The sequence below is a fragment of the Siphonobacter curvatus genome, from assembly GCF_002943425.1.
Lineage (GTDB): Bacteria > Bacteroidota > Bacteroidia > Cytophagales > Spirosomataceae > Siphonobacter > Siphonobacter curvatus.
In genome coordinates, this window is the sequence record NZ_PTRA01000007.1 from 1 (window position 1) to 17033 (window position 17033).

Here is a 17033-nt window from a genome sequence, read left to right on the forward strand (position 1 = left end):
AGGTAAGTCATTTACTCGCCGCTTGTCAAGAAAAAAGTGAAAATTTATTTTCTTCCTTTTCTTAACTTCCCATCGCCTCATCCGCTACTTAACTGCCTTTGCCTCAAGTATTTACACTCACTTCCAAGTGCCTTTCCCGTCGTTTGGGAGTGCAAAGATATCACTCAAAAACCGCCCTTGTCAAGTGTGAAATCAAAATAATTAATAGCCCATCAAACCAATCGCTGATTATCAGTGTTTTAAGTCCAAAAAAAGTTGCGATGTGATTCAAAAAATCCACATCCACGGCCCCTTTTACCTCAGCATCTTCGTCAAAACATTCCTTACGGGTAGCTAGTTTCTACGGTTTGGGCCCTTACGAAAGGAGCGACTGTTTGATGAACAGTCGCTCCTTTCAAGTTCTATAATCGTAATCTCGCTTCTAAGTCAGGTTACTCAGGTCCTATAAATCGTTTCGGTACCTTAAGCTCGTTTACTAGATCCCTTCTATCTATATATATAGTATGCTCTATCTATATAATAGTAACAGGACCTTTGATTCCCTGTACGAATGTTTGAATGGTACTGGGTAAATCGCTGCCTTGACTAATGGCTTTGATAAAGGCACTTCCGATAATAGCTCCATTTGCATTTTTGCTAGCCTGCTCGAAAGACTGATTATCGGAGATACCGAATCCGATCAGACGCGGATTCTTCAGGTTCAGGTTGGCAATGCGGTCGAAGTAGGCTTCCTGTTCGGCACTGATGCCCGTCTTAGCTCCGGTGATACTGGCCGACGATACCATATAAATAAAGCCCTGCGATACCTCATCGATATACAGGATTCGTTTCTCGGTGGTTTGCGGCGTAATCAGGAAGATGTTGAGCAGACCGTATTTTTCAAACGTAGGTTTGAATTCTTCTTCATAGACATCCGCCGGAATATCGGGTAGGATTAGCCCATCTACACCTACCTCCTGACACTTCTGGCAAAAGGCCTCCACGCCGAACTGCAGTACGGGATTGATATAGCCCATCAATAAGACAGGCACGTGGATCTCGTCCCGCATGCCTTCCAGTTGACTAAATAATACTTTCAGCGACATGCCATTTTCCAGAGCCCGTTGATTGGAAGCCTGAATGGTTTCTCCATCCGCTACCGGATCCGAGTACGGCATTCCGATTTCTACTAGATCGGCCCCCGCTTCCTGCAGATTCTTTAAAATGGTACGGGTATCGTTAAGTTGGGGATAACCCGCCGTAAAATATACATTGAGCAACTTTTGCGATTGCTGCTGAAAAAGCTGAGTAATGCGATTCATCGATTGCTTCGGTTTGATGGTTGGGGCTTACAGGTATTTCATATAGGTAGCTAAATCCTTGTCACCGCGACCGGACAGATTCACTACGACTACTTCATCGGGCGAAGCATTCAGAGTTTTTAAACAAGCCAGAGCGTGGGCTGATTCCAAAGCCGGAATAATTCCTTCCAGTTTAGCCAGTTGAAAGCCGGAAGCCAGGGCTTCTTCATCGGTAATGGCCTTGAAAATGCCGCGACCGCTCGTGGCCAAGTTGGCGTGCATGGGACCGATTCCGGGATAATCCAGACCCGCCGAAATCGAGAAAGGTTCTACGACCTGGCCATCTTCTGTTTGCATGAGGATACTGCGACTTCCGTGTAACACGCCGGGTTTTCCTAGAAAGGTAGTCGCTGCCGAATGCCCCGATTCCACACCCATACCCGCTGCCTCCGCCGCTACCAGTTTTACCGATGCATCGTTCAGAAAGTGATAGAAAGCTCCCGCCGCATTGGAACCGCCGCCAACGCAGGCAATCACGTAATCGGGTAACTCAGAACCCGTTTTTTCAGCGAGTTGGTTGCGTATCTCTTCCGAGATGACCGACTGAAAGCGGGCTACCATATCCGGGTACGGGTGCGGACCTACGACACTACCTATTATATAATGCGTATCGACGGGGTTATTAATCCAGTGACGCATGGCTTCGTTGGTGGCATCTTTCAGGGTGCGCGAACCGCTCGTGGCGGGTCGTACTTCCGCACCCAGCATTTTCATCCGGGCTACGTTGGGAGCTTGCCGTTCGATGTCGATCTCGCCCATGTATACAATACATTCGATGCCCATCAGAGCACACACCGTTGCCGTTGCTACGCCGTGCTGACCAGCTCCGGTTTCGGCTACGATTTTGTTTTTACCCAAACGTTTCGCCAGCAAAATCTGACCGATGGTATTGTTGACTTTGTGAGCACCGGTATGACAAAGGTCTTCCCGCTTGAGATAGATTTTCGTGTTGTACACCTCCGAAAGACGCTCGGCCAAGTACAAGGGCGTTGGGCGACCGACGTAATCCCGTAACAGGTATTCGAATTCGGCCTGAAACGAAGGATCGGCCATGATCGTTAAATAGTTCTCCCGTAACTCTTCCACGTTCGGGTACAACATTTCAGGAATGAAGGCTCCACCATAAGGTCCGTAATATCCTCGCTCGTTCACCTGAAAAGCACTGGTAACCTGGTCTGCAATTTTCATACGATTCGAATGCATTGGCTAATAAAAAACCCGCTGTTCGGCTGAACAGCGGGCGTGTATATAAGGACTAGTCCATGTACGCAAAAGAAGGCTGCTCAACCGAGATTTCTCAGCTGCCACCACCATGCTTTTGCGAATGAATTGTTCATGTTTCGTTTGAAATACTTTGATAAGGCAAACTTAAAAGTTTTTTGTTTTCTACCCTATTACTTGCCCTATAATTTTAAACGCCTTCTTCCTTGTAGACCCGAACTTCCATTAACGCGGCGGGTACCGTAGCCGATGGATGCTCCAATTGAATCGTAAGTTGACGAGCTGTGATGGATTTGTCGAAAGTAATCGTGCGTAAGGTCTGATGGTTGGCCTGTTCCTGGGCTAGGACGTTCCCGTTTTCATCCAGAATCTGGAATCGCTGTACGCAAAAAGGCATAATGCTTTCGGGATGCGTCATGAGTACGTTTTCCATCGGGTGATCAAAATCCGCATCGAACGCCAATTCTATCCTACGAATGCGTTGTTTTTCATTCCAGCGTAGCGTTACTCCCGGCTTTGGGTCTGTCAGATCGGCTACGTAAGCATTGGGATGACTCGTAGGACGTTGCAAGCCATTTCGCAGATTTTCCACCCCAAAAGCGTTGAGTCCTTCCTCTAGCTTCAAGGCCAAATTCAAACCTTCCGGACGCCGCTGGGGGCACCAGAATTCAAAGGCATCGACGCCAATGTCTTCCGTAGGTTCCTGTTTTCCGTAATTCGATACGGCAGCATTTACCAGATTGAAGACGGAAAGTACACCCGTGATCCGGGTATTTGAATACCGAAACGCTACCTGTTCGTTTTTACGGAAAACCAGAAAAGCGTAGGTCGGTTCGTTAATCGTTACATCAAATTCCAGCTTCATGCAGTTTCGTCCCGGTTGCAGGGCCAAGGACTGAGTAGCTACTACTACATCGGGCGTATGATTTTCTGGACGACTGCTCAGGCGTAATTCCACTTCCAGGGTCGTAGCTTCCGCCGCGTAGGGATGCACAATCAGGGCAGGGAAACGACCCGCCGCTACCGGCAATAGTTGAGCTACGGAATACACCATGGGTCGGGGCTCAGTATCTTCGGTCAGCTCCGTAAGTACCAGTTCCGAGCTAGCCGTAAGCTGGGCTTCCTGTACCAGATCCAGGGGATCGTGGAGTTGTAAGCCAGGAATGTGCTGCCCCCGTTTTTGCAACGCCTGCTGGAGTTGAGTAATTTTTTCGGGCGAAGAAAAATCCCGAGGAAGCAGGCCCTGCTGCGTACACAACACGGCCGCCATACCAACAGCCTGTCCGCCGTACGCACTCGTGGCCATGACCCGAGCCGAACCAAAGGCGACGTGACTGGCGGAAATGATTCGTCCCGCCAGGAAAAGATTCTTAATATTTCGGGAATAATAACTGCGGTAAGGAATCCCGTAAAGTCCTTTGCTATGCCATTGATTACAACCCGGTTTTTCACTAAAAACCCCGTCCGCGGGATGTAAATCGATGCTCCAGCCACCATAAGCTACGTCGTCATAATGACTTCGCTGCTCGACAATATCCTGCTGAATGAGCATGTAATCTCCCTCAAAGCGGCGGCTTTCGCGTTTACCGGGAATGGTACCGACCCATTCCAGGGTCATGGTTTCCGCTTCGGGAAACTGGCCGGAGTTTTTGATGTAATCCCAGACGCCGTACACGACTTTCCACAATTCCCACTTGATTTTTTCCGTATCGTGAACGGTATCCAGCCGACCGCCGTACTCCAGCCACCAGAGCTGACAACCTTGCTCCTTGGCGGTGAAGCGGCGGAATCGAGGCACTTCTTTCGTGACGTCAATCGCATAACTCGGAGGAACAAACCGAACCGGTTTCCCCGTATCCTTGGAATAGAAATACATGGAATGACCCAGCAACTCGCCGTATTCCTGACTTGGGGCGAACTTCTCGCCAAACTCGTCGCTGGATTCGGCCCCCATTCGAAAGGCAGCACCCGCTAGAAAGCCTACAATTCCATCGCCCGAAGCATCACAGAATAGCGGTGCGGACAATTCGTAACTGGTGGAATTTTGACTACAGAAAGCAAATACTTTCGAAATAGTATCCGGGTCAGACTTCTCCAGATCATGTACAGCCGTGTTGAGCAAGAGGGTAATGTTAGGCTCCTGTACGACTTTCTCCAGAATAACGGTATCAAAAATCAGTGGATTCCCCTCCGGATTGCGGTACATATTTTCCACCAGCAATTCATCCAGCACACCCCCTTCCCTGGCCCAGCGGTTGTTATTGCCCATGTGGGAAGTAGCCCCTAATACCCAGAGTCGTACTTCACTGGACGCATTTCCACCCAGTACTGGTCGGTCGGTTACCAGGATGACGCGAATACCCGCCCGAGCCGCCGTAATTGCACAACAGGTTCCGGATAACCCACCTCCGACTACTACTAAATCGGCGTTTAGTGAAACGGTGGCGGGATTTCTTTTCTCACTTACGTCAGATCGGATCATATACTCTTTTCTAGTTAGGGTTGACAGTACGCCGTAGTTCGCTGGCTCCTTGCCAGAGCTGACAGTTCCTACTTCGTTTCGGTTAAGTGGATGGTTTCGGTCAAAATGGGGATGCCCGTCGGTTTCCATACGTCCAGCGTCAGCATTCGGTCAAAGCCGACGACGGGAACGCGAACCTCGACAGAGGCTCCGGGCTTTAATTCCGGAATCGGTATGGTTTGATCGGATGTCTTGATCTGGTAGTTGCGAAGCGTATAGGCTGGGAAATCGCCCCGAGCCGTTACTTTGATGATTAGCTCATGTACCCCCTGCCCGCCGGGTTGCCAGCGTACTTTTTCGAGGGTAAGGGGTGCCATTTCGCTGCGGTACACGGCATACGCGGGTCGGGGCGTACGGTCGGGGCCTACCAGTCCCCAGGGGCGGTACCCGTTCGGAGCGGTACCCACGTAACGACTCTGGTAATCGTTGTACGTCCACCACGACGCTCCAACTACGTACGGCCGTTTACGGATCAGCTCGGCTACCTCTGAAATATGTTTGGCCTGTCCCGCTTCACCACCACTGGCATCGGCCCGAACGCCCCACTCACTGATCAATACAGGTTTGTCGGGATACAGCGAATGAATGTGATCCAGGGCTCGGGCGTGGTTGCCGTAGGTGTTGGTCGAAACAAAATCGCAGTATTGAGAAGCTTCGTCTTCGGCTCTTTTCGGCAGGATATTGAGTCGCATACTGGCGAAGGTGTAGAGTCGCGTGGGATCCAGTTCGCGACTCCAGGCAATCAGATCTTTCGTCCAGCGTTGACCGGCGGGCTGCTCTGACAAATACTCATTTCCAACGCTGTAGGCGATGATGCTGGGGTGATTCCAGTCCCGTTGCATCATTTCAGTAAACTGCTGTTTGAATTTGTTCCGAATGGTATCACTATCCATTTGCTTGGGCGTGAGTTGCCAATTGCCCGCTTCGGCGATGATGAGCATACCGTATTGATCGGCCAGTTCGTAGAATCGTTCGCTGGGCGTATAGTGCGTCAGCCGCTGGAATTCCATACCGGCTTCTTTCATCAGGCGAAAGTCTTTTTCAATGAGCCAGTCTGGTTCGAGCGAGCCTAAGCCTGGGTAGTCCACAACGCGGTTGGCTCCGGCTAGTTTCAAAGGTTGACCATTGAGTAGCAGTTGCGTTCCTTTCACTTCCACTTTCCGTATGCCAAAGCTTGTTTTCAGCGTATCGCCCGCAATAGCCACTCGCAACTGATACAGATTCGGATCATCCAGATCCCAGCGTTTGACATCTGCCGCTTTGAGACTGGTTTCTGCCTCCAGTACACCGCTTTGACTCCCGGCGATGGAGGTACTTAACATTTTCCAGGATACCGGGATGGTACGGTGCTTCTGTTGGAGTGTGAAGGAAAGTTTGGGAGCATTAGCCTGCTGCGAAGCATTCCGAATAAAGGCTTTCACTTTCAATGTAGCCGTACCTTTAACCAGATCGGGCGTGGCCTCTACCTTGAGGTTCTGCAGGTAAACTTCGGGTTCAATGGTCAGGTACACCGGACGAATCAGACCGCCGTAGTTCATCCAGCCCATAAAAGGATCGTTGGGCGAATCGCCATCTTTCGAGCCGGGAATGGACCCTTCTTGCCAGGTATCATTAGTAATGGATAGGGCTAGCAGGTTTTCTCCATTTTTTAGAAAATCTGTAATGTCGAAGGAAAAGGGCGTATATCCTCCCTCGTGCGTACCGACTTTCTGGTCATTCAGCCAGAGCGTTGTTGCGTAGTAAGCCGCATCAAAATGCAAAATCACCCGCTTGCCCGTCTGTACCTGCCAGGGAAAACTCTTTTTGTACCAGACCAAGCCCGTGAAGAATTGATACCGGGGGTCGGCCGAAAAGCAGTGCGGTACCGTAACCTGATCCCAGTTGCGTCCTTGTGCGTTGGAAGCCAGGGTATACCAGCCCTTCTGCACGCCTACCTGGCGGGGGTCCATGGCAAACAGCCATTTGCCGTGCAAGGGAATCGCATTCGACTCGCGGATGGTGTACTGGGCGGATACCGAGAAGGATACGAAAAGAAAGAAAAGGAATGATTTCATTCGAAAAGAAGGTAAGAGGTCAAGAGGCGGTTAGTGGACTTTGGCAGGCAGTTCCGCTTCCGTGGCTGAGAAAGTAATTTTCCGCGAAGCTTGCCAGGGAATGAGTGCTCCGAGTAAGACGACCACCGCAATACCTGCCGTAATGCCCGCTCCGGAAGGTGTCAGCAAGCTAAGTATGCCTAGCATCAGGGCCACAAAAACGAGTGATCCGGCAATGACCTGGAGACCAAACTGATTTTGTTTTTTGATTTCGTAGGACTCTTCCTCGGCCTGAGCTTCGGCTTTTTTGGCGGATCGGGTACGTAGATACCCCTCGTATTCCTCCGCAATCCATCCTTTCGAACGGGCGTAGAGTTCGTACGTCAGTAATAGCAATAGCGGCAGACCAATGCCGATGATGGTTTCAGCCCCACGGGAAAGTTTGTAAGAAAAGAGCGTCGGCGACAATACCTTGAAGTACAGATTGACAAGCAATCCGATGATGGTAATCCAGAACGTCGTCTTCCCATTGATGCGTTTGGAAAACAGGGCCCAAAGCGGCGGAGCCAGTAAGGGGCCGCCCGAAATGGCAGATATACTCAATACTACTTCGACAATTCCTCCCGCCGCGGGAACCAGCAAGGCAATGATAATCATTCCGATGCCGAAACCCCAGGACGAAAGCCGGGCCACGCGAATAAGCTTCTCGTCGGAAGCCTGTGGATTGATAAAGCCCTTGTAAATGTCGTTGGTGAATACGGCGGAGACGACATTAAGCGTCGTATTGGCACTGGCGGACGTAGAGAAGTACATGCCCGTCAGCATCAATCCCAGCAGTCCCGGTGGCAATACGAGTTTGCAAATCATCAGATAGGCGTTCTCCGTATCCAAGCCCGAAAGTGTAGGATTAATCGACTGGTAGATCATGGGTGGCAACATCCAGATCATGGGACTGACCAGATACAAAGCCGCAAATAGAAAGGCAACTTTCCGGGCCGATTTAGGCGAATCGACACTGGTATACCGCTGCACAAACGTCCAATTTCCCCCGATGTAGGCAATGTGATAAAACACGAAAGCCATCACAAAACCAAAGGTGTACTCGCCGTGCAGGAAATTAAAAAAATCGTCGGGTACCTTTTGGGTGAATGTATCGAAGCCGCCCGCTTTCTCCAGCGACAAGGGTAAGAGAATAAATACGGCCGCCGTCAGAATGACAAACTGAAGAATATCGGTAACCATGACCGCCCAGAGTCCCCCTACCGCCGTATAGGCAATCATGAAAATGCCCAGTACAATGGTGCATTCCACCAGGGGGAATCCCAGAGATACGCTTACTAATTTGGCTACGGGATAGAGTACGGAGCCTTTAATAAAAAGCGATACGAGCGTAAAAATGCCGATGTAGGTTTTCTGTACCCGCTCCCCCAGTCGTTCCCGGATGAACTCAGCAGCCGTTAGATTGCCGGTAGCTTTCCAACGAGGAGCCAGAAATAAACCTGTCACCAGAGCTCCGATGCACATCGTCCACTGAATCGTGATCGCTACCCAACCGTGTTTGTAGGCAATCGAACCCCAGGCTACGAACGTACCCGCCGAGAAAAAAGACATGAACAGCGATAGCCCCCCAATGAACCAGGGTACGGCTTCGCCACCGGCAAAGAACGATTTCAGGTTACGACCCGTCCGGGCAAAGAGCAGACCGATGGCCAGTACAAAGGCAGAAAAAACAAAAATGACGGTGGTATCAATGACAGAGTTCATTGGTTCTTGAGATTGCCAGGTACAAGACCAGGGGTTCAGTTGTTCAGGGTTACGATGCGTTCGGCAACGGTTTTCCCAATATCATTCAGGGCTTGCTGGTTGTAATGCACAAAGTCCTTCATCCAGTGTTTCTTTGCAAAATGCTCGGCCTGTTCGTATACGACGAAGACCTGAGTCAATCGCCGGGCCACGTTTCGCTGGGCCTGCCGAACGGCGGTGTTCCCGATGGGTTCGCGGCCCTGCTGATTGCCCGTCAACACGAGGTAAAAAGGGACTACGGCCCCTAAGCCGTTTCGAAACCGTCCGATCAACCCTTCCAGAGCCCCTTCGTAGGCTTCCGCCGTTAACTGCTGATCGAAAATTGCATTGGCATCGCGTTCGCCCTGGATCCAGATGATGCCCTGGATGGGAGTCCCCACTTTTGCTTCCGCCCGATGGATCTTCTCCAGAGCGTTAGCCAGTAAGGGCTTATGACCCTCGGCAGCCCAGGTACCCAGTTCATTCAACTCGGCTTTCTGATGAGCCGAACTGCCCCCGCGTGCGGCGGCTACGAGGATGACTTGCTGGCCCGTTAATTCCTGGTACCGCTGAGCGAAAGCGGGCCAGGCACTGCCCGTATTGGCCGCCTGAAATTCCAGAGCGTTCTCACCCACGGGATCCCGAAGGGCTACCAATGAGTCGCTTTGGTAGCGGTACTCCAGGGCTCCTGTTACCCGGACGGATTGTTCGGCGTTGCCTTGCCCGACGGCGTTGCTTTGTCCCGCTACGACAAAGAGGGCTTTGGTCTGTGCAACCGCCGGGAGTACGTATCCCAAGCTCATCGTCAGCAAGAGTAGGATCGTTTTCATGGCAGATCAATGGCTAGTACCTCCACGCCAAAACCCGGTAGTTCGTAGGCCGTACCCGCCGCTTTACCAGTAGTTAAACTCCGCAGCGTTTTCGCTCGGGTACCCGCCGGCATGGATTCAGTCGATAGGTTGAGGTTGAAGGTGGTGGCTTGCTGACGATTATTGAGCAGGATGACGTAGAGTCGATTCGCCGATTCGGATTTGGCCAAAATGTAATCAATCACCGGACTGCTCGGTTTTACCACACCTTCGCGAATGAATACACGGGCCTTATCACCGTAAATCATGCCCGGTTCGAACCCGTAGGTCTGGTGCGGCCCTACTTTTGGCGTGACGAAACCACGGGGAAAGTGAACCTTCCCTTGCGTACGTAATTCGGCTTCGGCCATCAGATAATCCGTGATCCAGCCTACTTGCCACCAGGCGTGGTGCGGATACGGGCCGGCTCCTTTATTCATTGCGTTCCAGTAGTACGAAGCGACGCTGGTTTTCGCATCCACAAACGCATCGCGACCCAGGGCTCCGGCTCGGGCCATATCGGCAAACAAAGGTTCGTTGGTTAACTGGTAGAGGCGAATGAACATGCCCGCGTGACTGCATAACTGGATGGGTCCGTGCCGCACGGCTGAACCAAAAATACCGCCGTGTTCAAAGCTGAGTCCAGACTGGGCAATCTCCCAATCTTCCCGTTTCACGCCATTCACTTCCTTCACCGTACGGTTTGGAATGGGATGCGTATAAATGGAACTGGTGTAGATTTTCGCGGCCGTCAGAGCAGCCTGCTTGTATTGCTCGGCTTTGGTCAGCTCGTATAAATCCAGTAAGGCCTGAGCAGATTGACCCGTAGCAAAGTCCGGGGCGTACCGGGCATCGCCGCAAACACCAAGAAACGAACCCGTTTCAATCGATTCTTTGATCAACCAGTCGGCTCCTTTCTGAGCAGCCGCCAGATACCTTGGCTCCCGCAGGATTCGGTACGCGACCAGTAAGCCGTAAAACGTAGGCCGAACGTCGGGAATGTCTTTAAACAATTCCTGATCCGTATGATGATCGTAGGCGACGGCCCAACTGCCATTTGGTTTTTGGGTACGCAGCAGAAACTCGGCTCCAGCTTTTAGTTTTTCTTTCAGCTCAGTATTCGTAGGTTCGAAGAGTAACAGATTACCAATGTCCAGCATCGTATAATACGTTACGGCAATGGGTTCGACGACTTCCCCCCATTCTTCTACGAATTTCTTTGATTGAGCCAGGTAGTACTGCCCTTCGACGGCTCCCTTGAAAAAACCCGTATCCGTTTGCTGGGCCAATTTGAAATTCAGGGCATACGGCAATACCTTTTGGATCAGTTTCGGATCAGCCGTGGCCGTAGAGAGATACCACATCGCTCCGTAATCGGCGTTTTTCATCGCATCCTTATTCGAACCTACTACACCTCCCAGATACGACTGAGCCCCGATTTGTAATCCTTTGTAGGATTCAACCCTCCACAGGGACGTCACCGGATCGGTCAGGTAGTGGTGCATGTTCTCCACCCGATTACTCAGGGCCTGGGTACTCTGCCGCAACGCCAGACTTTCCTTAAACTGATAAATATCGTAGACGGCATGATTAATGGCCTTGAACCAATCGCCCGGCATCAGACTGTAGCGAAAGCCGTACTGAATCGTTTCGCCCGAAGCTAAGCCTGAGTTTGTTTCCCCTAACACGGGGTAATACAGCGTAGGGCTTAATTCCGACCGGCGGTTTTTGTGCGAGAGTCCGAGTAGCCAATCCGTTTGCGTACTGTGATCTTTTGCCCAGGGGTCGCGGCCCAGACCGGGGTCGGGAATGATGGAAAGCGTTACGCCGTTTTTCGTAGATACCAGCGGACACAAAGTACTCGCACAACGCTCGCGATACACCACGGGCAGTTCGGGCACGCCCATTCCATAGGCATACGCTTTAACGAAATCCTTTTGAATGGCTTTTCCCTGGAAGTACCCCGGCACCGTCGCCCAGGCTAGTTGCGATTCGCTTACGGTAGCCAGCGTAGGACTGGCTAATGAATAATATCCTTTTTGTTTCGCTTTCAGGGTTTGATGCACCTGCACATCCGTTGGGAAACGATCATCCAATTGCCAATCCGTGATAATGGTAGCCTGCGGGGTTTCCGCTTCAAGCCGTACCTGCCGGGGATTGATTTGCTGTCCTTTGCTAAACCGGAAATGTTCAGCCTGCCCAGCTGTATTCAGCGACACAGCGTTGATACTTTCCTTCCACTGCTCCTTTTGGTAATGATAACTCGGCTCCGGAAACGTACCACCGGTACTCAACTGAAAGCTTCGGGCGGCCCCAGGATTCGGCTTTTCAGGGGCAAAAAGTAAGGTGCCTTCTCCCGAAGGATTAGCCAAAGCTTCCCAGTTTTTCCCTTTCTTGACGGCTAGACGCGTTAACTGCCACCCCCCCTGTTTCCGTTGCCACACCAATTCCAACTGCTCATTTTTCAAGGAAAGCGATTGCTGAGCCTGACTGCTTAGCCAACTCGTCATCACCCAGCAAACCAAAGCCATTAGATATTTCATGCGTTCGTTGTTCCTGATTTCGGTTGAATAGATGGCCAACCACCTGTTCAACCCTATCGTTCTTTATTGCCAATCCGGATTCTGCACCAATTGCGGATTCGCGTTGATTTCGTCCTGCGGAATGGGGAAATACCGATTCCGGGCCTGAGGGTTTCGGGTAGGATAGACGTTATTGACGGCTTTAGTAACCACCGACATAAAGGTATTGGTGCGGGTCAGGTCGTACCAGCGATCGCCCTCGGCAAAGAATTCCCAGGCCCGTTCCTGCAGGATGGCTTCTATAAAAGCGTCCTTACTCAGACCCGCTGGTACATCCTCGAGTCCGGCCCGTTTCCGAATTTGATTGAGGTAACTGTACGCGACGGCGGTGGCTCCATTCTGCCGGGCTTCCGCTTCCGCCGCAATTAGAATGACATCGGCGTAGCGGAAAATGGGAATATTCACCGCGTATACGTTTCCGTTGGAATTGGGGTCACGGTATTTTTTCACCAGTACCCCCTGCGTCGTCACGGGCGTAATGCTGCGTTGCGGCACGATGTTTCCGTTGTTGGCAATGTAGGTAGTATCCAGCAACTGGCGACGCTTGTCTTTCGGGTTGAACGAAGTATAGAAGGACTGATAAGCGAAGGCGGAACCGTACGAGACGCGTCCGTACTCTTTTCCATTACTGTTGGCCGGACCGTACAATGATCCGATCTGAGAGGTCTGCCCCGGCTGAAAACTCTCGCTTTCAAAGGCCCACATATTTTCTACGCGAGCCTGATCCTCTTTCGTCACATCGTATACATCCAGTACATTCGTTAACAGTATGTGTTTGCCTCCATTGATTACTTCCTGGGCTTTGGCCAAAGACGTAGCCCAGTCTTCGTTGTACAGGGCCGCTTTCGCGTACAGAGCCAGAGCCGTTTCTTTGGAGGCTCGTCCCTTCACGAGCGAAGCGGAATAGGAAGGCAGACGTTTGACCGCCTCATCTAGGTCTTTATAGATTTGCTGGTATACTTCGGCTCGGGTGCTTTTTGCCTGATAGGCTTCGGTCAAATTCGTACTGGCCTTCGTCTTTACAATGATATCGCCAAAGTTTTTAGTCAGCATCCAGTGATAGAAGGCCCGCAAGTAATAGGCTTCTCCCAGAATTTCCTCCCGGCGTTGCGTATTCATCGTAATGGCGGGCACCCGATCGAGTACCCAGTTGGCTTTTTCGATCCCACTGTAGGCCCGCCAGATTTGCAACGGCGATTCATTGGTTCGGTCAAAGCTTTTAGCCGCCGAATATTGTTTGTCGTATGAGAACAACGTATACGTATCACGACCCACCACGGGACGGGCGTATACCTGATCCGCACTAAAGTCACTGGCAATCAGGGGTGCAGGTCCACCATATAAAGCACCCAAGGTTCCATATACCGCGGTAATGGCGGCTTCGGCATCTTCGGCCGTTTTATAAAAGTTATCCGTAAAAATGGAGGAATAAGGGGTTTCTTCTAGCTGACATCCGGCCATTAGCAGGGCGATCAGTGGAATAAATATTTTTCTCATAGAGGTCTAGCGATCAAAAGGTTACCTGAATACCACCCAAAAAGGATTTGGCCGTTGGATAGACCATGTTATCAATACCAATCTGCGTGTTTGAATTGCCGAAGCTGTTTACTTCGGGATCGTAGCCACTGTAGTTGGTAAAGGTGAATAGATTGTTTCCGCTCACGTAAATACGGGCATTGCCGACGCCTTTGATTTTGGGCAGGTTATACCCGAGCGTAATGTTCTTGCAACGCAGAAAGGAGCCATCTTCCATGAATCGGTCGCTGATGGGCAGGCGTCCCCCCTGCAATACGCCCGGATATTCATTATTTGGATTGGTAGGCGTCCAGTGATTGGCCGTTTCGGCGAACAGATTTCGTCCGCCCAGTGGATTTTCAAACGTATAGCGGATGAGGTTATACACCTTATTTCCTTGTACACCCGAGAAAAGGGCACTCAAATCGAAATTTTTGTAGTGTACGTCCGTTGAAAAGCCGTAGATAAACTTTGGATTCGCTTCGCCGGTAATGGTTCGATCCTCATCCGTAATCGCTCCATCGCCATTGAGATCCTTGACTTTCGTTCCTCCGACACGAATATCGTTACCCTTGGGAAGCGATTCTCCGTTTTGGTAAATGCCATCAAAAATGAAGGTTTTAAACAAGCCTAACGAACGACCCACTTGCAGGACCGTATAGTTAGAGACGACGTATTCCTGAATACCGCCACCCAGGGAAAGTAATTTGTTTCGATTGACCGTTGTATTAGCAGAGACATTCCACTTAACGGGCCCGTCCAGAATGCGTCCGTTGATAGCCAGTTCGATGCCCTTATTTTCCAGCGAAGCGAAATTTCCGGTGATGGTGGTGTAGCCCGAAGAAAGCGGCAACTGTTGGACGAACAGTAGATCATTGGTCCGCTTGTGGTACACATCCATAATAAAGCTCAAGCGGTTGTTCAATACGCTCAAATCAAAACCCAGGTTAAGTTGCGTGGATTTCTCCCACTTCAAATCGGGGTTTGGAATGCCCGTGGGATTGATACCTGTAGCCAGCACGTGATCAAAAATGTAGTTACTGCCCGAGCTAACCAGGGCAAGCGATTGGTACGGGTCAATGGCCCCGGCATTTCCGGTCATACCGTAACTTCCCCGCAATTTTAAATCAGAAAGCCAGGATACACTTTTCAGGAAAGGTTCTTCGATGATTCGCCAACCCGCCGATACCGCGGGAAAGAATCCGTATTTGTTGTTATTACCAAACTTACTGGCTCCATCCGCCCGGGCCGTTAAATCCAGAAAATATTTGTCTTTGTACCCATAATTGATCCGGCCCATGTAGGAGTCCAGTCGACTTTTGCTACGACCACTGGTTACGGTTCGATCCGTAGCCAGTTGCACCGCTTCGTTAAGCGTAGCATCGTTGGGAAACTTGGAAGCGGAGATGTTATTGTAATTGTTGTCGTCCTTTTGCGTAGCAAATAAACCCGTAAACTTCAGGGAGTGGTTTTCACCAATTTTCGTCACATACGTCAACACGCTTTCGTGTAACAAGCCCGTGAAGTTCGAATTATTTTTACTGGCACTTCCACCACCGGACACTAATTCAACCTGACTCTGGATGAACCGGGGGCGGTACACATCTCCCAGACTACTCATTAAATTCACATTCAAGGAAGCCCGGTAACTTAACCCTTTCGCAATACTAAAATCCGCGTAGATATTGGCAATGGTCCGGCGTTCTGTGTTGCGGTTGAGGATGGAAGCCAGTCCTAATGGATTAGCGACTTCGCGGTATCGCTGGTTGAACTGATCGCCGAAGGGATATACGGTTCCGTCCTCCCGGTAGGGTACCAAGGTTGGCGGAGCCCCAATCGCTGCGGCTAGCAGGTTGGAACTCGAGGCTCCATCCAGTCCTCCCCCTACGGACGGCACCCGGTTATTGACCGAATACACCCCGAGGATGCTCGTACCTACCTTGAGCACTTTATTGACCCGGTGATCTAGGTTCAACCGGAAGGAGTAGCGAGTGAAATCCGAATTAATCAAGATACCATCCTGCTTGAAGTAGTTACCGGAAAGCGATAACTGCGTTTTTTCCGAACCGCCCATAATCGAGATTTGATGATTCTGCATGGCAGCCTGACGGAAAATCAGATTCTGCCAGTTCGTACCTTCACCGAGGGACGCCGGATCGGCGTATACGTTCGTTTTAAATATTTCATTTTCCAGTTGGGCAAACTGACTGGCATTCAAGGCCGCTAGCTTTTTGGTGGTTTCCTGCACCCCGTAATATCCTTCGTAGGTAACCGTCGAGACACCCGCTTTACCGCGTTTGGTGGTGATGAGTACCACACCATTGGCAGCCCGGGCTCCGTAAATAGCCGTGGCTGAAGCATCTTTCAGTACTTCCACCGACTCAATGTCATTAGGGTTGATCTGGGAAAGCGGACTTAGACTGTTGGCATCACCACCGTTGGAAAACTGAATGCCGTCGATGACGTATAGGGGCTCGGAAGATCCGTTGATGGAATTCGTACCCCGAATCCGAACGCTGATGTTACCACCCGGGGCCGCCGAGTTTTGCGTCACCTGCATCCCGGCTACCCGAGCCTGTAAGCCCTGGGCGACGTTCGCCACCGGTGTTTGCAGGATTTCAGCGGCTTTGACGGAAACAATAGAGCCCGTGGTTTCAACTTTTCGCTGGGTGCCGTAGCCGACGACCACGACTTCATCCAAGCCTTTTTCATCGGCTTGCAGGACAACATCGATGACCGTTTTTCCACCCACGGTGATTTCCTGACTAACGTAACCCACCGAAGAAAAAACCAGCGTTGCTTCCGCGGGTACATTACTCAGGGTATACATCCCTTCTGCGTTGGTGTTGGTACCCCGGGTTGTGCCTTTAATGGCTACACTGACACCGGGAATCCCACCTTCATTGCCGGCGGTAACCTTACCCCGAAGGCTGAGCTGTTGGGCCTGGGCGACTCCGGGAGTCATCCAGGCCAAGCCCAGGATTACGAAACAGGTACGTAAGAATAATTGCATAGATTCAGAGGTTAATATCTTATAATAATACAATTTAACAAAGAGAAAGCTTTTGAATAGCGCTGAGCCGTACGAGAGCTTGAATGCTGGAACCTACTGTGTTTTATACTAAAAACAATATAAATAGTTAAATAAAAGCCTTAAAAACTACCGGGAATGTTCCCGAAAATGTTCCCGA

9 protein-coding genes are annotated in these 17033 nt (G+C 50.8%); all 9 read right to left on the reverse strand.

Going from position 1 to position 17033, the window contains the following annotated elements:
* Positions 1–512: 512 nt before the first annotated feature.
* Entirely contained in the window at positions 513–1301 is a 789-nt protein-coding gene (trpA, locus tag C5O19_RS22855) for a tryptophan synthase subunit alpha (protein ID WP_104715717.1), read from the reverse strand.
* 27 nt (positions 1302–1328) lie between these two features.
* Positions 1329–2528: a tryptophan synthase subunit beta gene (trpB, locus tag C5O19_RS22860; RefSeq protein ID WP_104715841.1), complete on the reverse strand. Its 1200-nt coding sequence runs from the start codon at positions 2526–2528 to the stop codon at positions 1329–1331.
* Positions 2529–2751: 223 nt separating this feature from the next.
* Complete coding sequence (locus C5O19_RS22865; protein WP_104715718.1) at positions 2752–5043, reverse strand: FAD-dependent oxidoreductase; 2292 nt, start codon at positions 5041–5043, stop codon at positions 2752–2754.
* A gap of 68 nt (positions 5044–5111) precedes the next feature.
* The gene (locus tag C5O19_RS22870; protein ID WP_104715719.1) at positions 5112–7136 is read right to left on the reverse strand and encodes a glycoside hydrolase family 2 protein; all 2025 of its coding nucleotides are present in this window, start codon (positions 7134–7136) and stop codon (positions 5112–5114) included.
* A 30-nt stretch (positions 7137–7166) separates the two neighbouring features.
* Entirely contained in the window at positions 7167–8879 is a 1713-nt protein-coding gene (locus tag C5O19_RS22875) for a sodium:solute symporter family protein (RefSeq protein WP_104715720.1), read from the reverse strand.
* Positions 8880–8914: 35 nt separating this feature from the next.
* Positions 8915–9727, reverse strand: a complete 813-nt coding sequence (locus C5O19_RS22880) for a sialate O-acetylesterase (protein WP_104715721.1) — start codon at positions 9725–9727, stop codon at positions 8915–8917.
* Positions 9724–12288: a prenyltransferase/squalene oxidase repeat-containing protein gene (locus tag C5O19_RS22885; protein WP_104715722.1), complete on the reverse strand. Its 2565-nt coding sequence runs from the start codon at positions 12286–12288 to the stop codon at positions 9724–9726. The genes C5O19_RS22880 and C5O19_RS22885 overlap by 4 nt, the downstream gene beginning before the upstream one ends.
* A 63-nt stretch (positions 12289–12351) precedes the next feature.
* Positions 12352–13824 carry a RagB/SusD family nutrient uptake outer membrane protein gene (locus C5O19_RS22890; protein ID WP_104715723.1) on the reverse strand — a complete coding sequence of 491 codons (1473 nt, stop codon included), beginning with the start codon at positions 13822–13824 and terminating at the stop codon, positions 12352–12354.
* A gap of 13 nt (positions 13825–13837) precedes the next feature.
* Complete coding sequence (locus C5O19_RS22895) at positions 13838–16855, reverse strand: SusC/RagA family TonB-linked outer membrane protein (protein ID WP_104715724.1); 3018 nt, start codon at positions 16853–16855, stop codon at positions 13838–13840.
* Positions 16856–17033: the final 178 nt, after the last annotated feature.

Coding starts and splice junctions, on each gene's coding strand:
- C5O19_RS22895 (WP_104715724.1), bottom strand. CDS start 16,855: ATGCAATTATTCTTACGTACCTGTTTCGTAATCCTGGGCTTGGCCTGG.
- C5O19_RS22890 (WP_104715723.1), bottom strand. CDS start 13,824: ATGAGAAAAATATTTATTCCACTGATCGCCCTGCTAATGGCCGGATGT.
- C5O19_RS22875 (WP_104715720.1), bottom strand. CDS start 8,879: ATGAACTCTGTCATTGATACCACCGTCATTTTTGTTTTTTCTGCCTTT.
- C5O19_RS22880 (WP_104715721.1), bottom strand. CDS start 9,727: ATGAAAACGATCCTACTCTTGCTGACGATGAGCTTGGGATACGTACTC.
- C5O19_RS22870 (WP_104715719.1), bottom strand. CDS start 7,136: ATGAAATCATTCCTTTTCTTTCTTTTCGTATCCTTCTCGGTATCCGCC.
- C5O19_RS22885 (WP_104715722.1), bottom strand. CDS start 12,288: ATGAAATATCTAATGGCTTTGGTTTGCTGGGTGATGACGAGTTGGCTA.
- trpA (WP_104715717.1), bottom strand. CDS start 1,301: ATGAATCGCATTACTCAGCTTTTTCAGCAGCAATCGCAAAAGTTGCTC.
- C5O19_RS22865 (WP_104715718.1), bottom strand. CDS start 5,043: ATGATCCGATCTGACGTAAGTGAGAAAAGAAATCCCGCCACCGTTTCA.
- trpB (WP_104715841.1), bottom strand. CDS start 2,528: ATGAAAATTGCAGACCAGGTTACCAGTGCTTTTCAGGTGAACGAGCGA.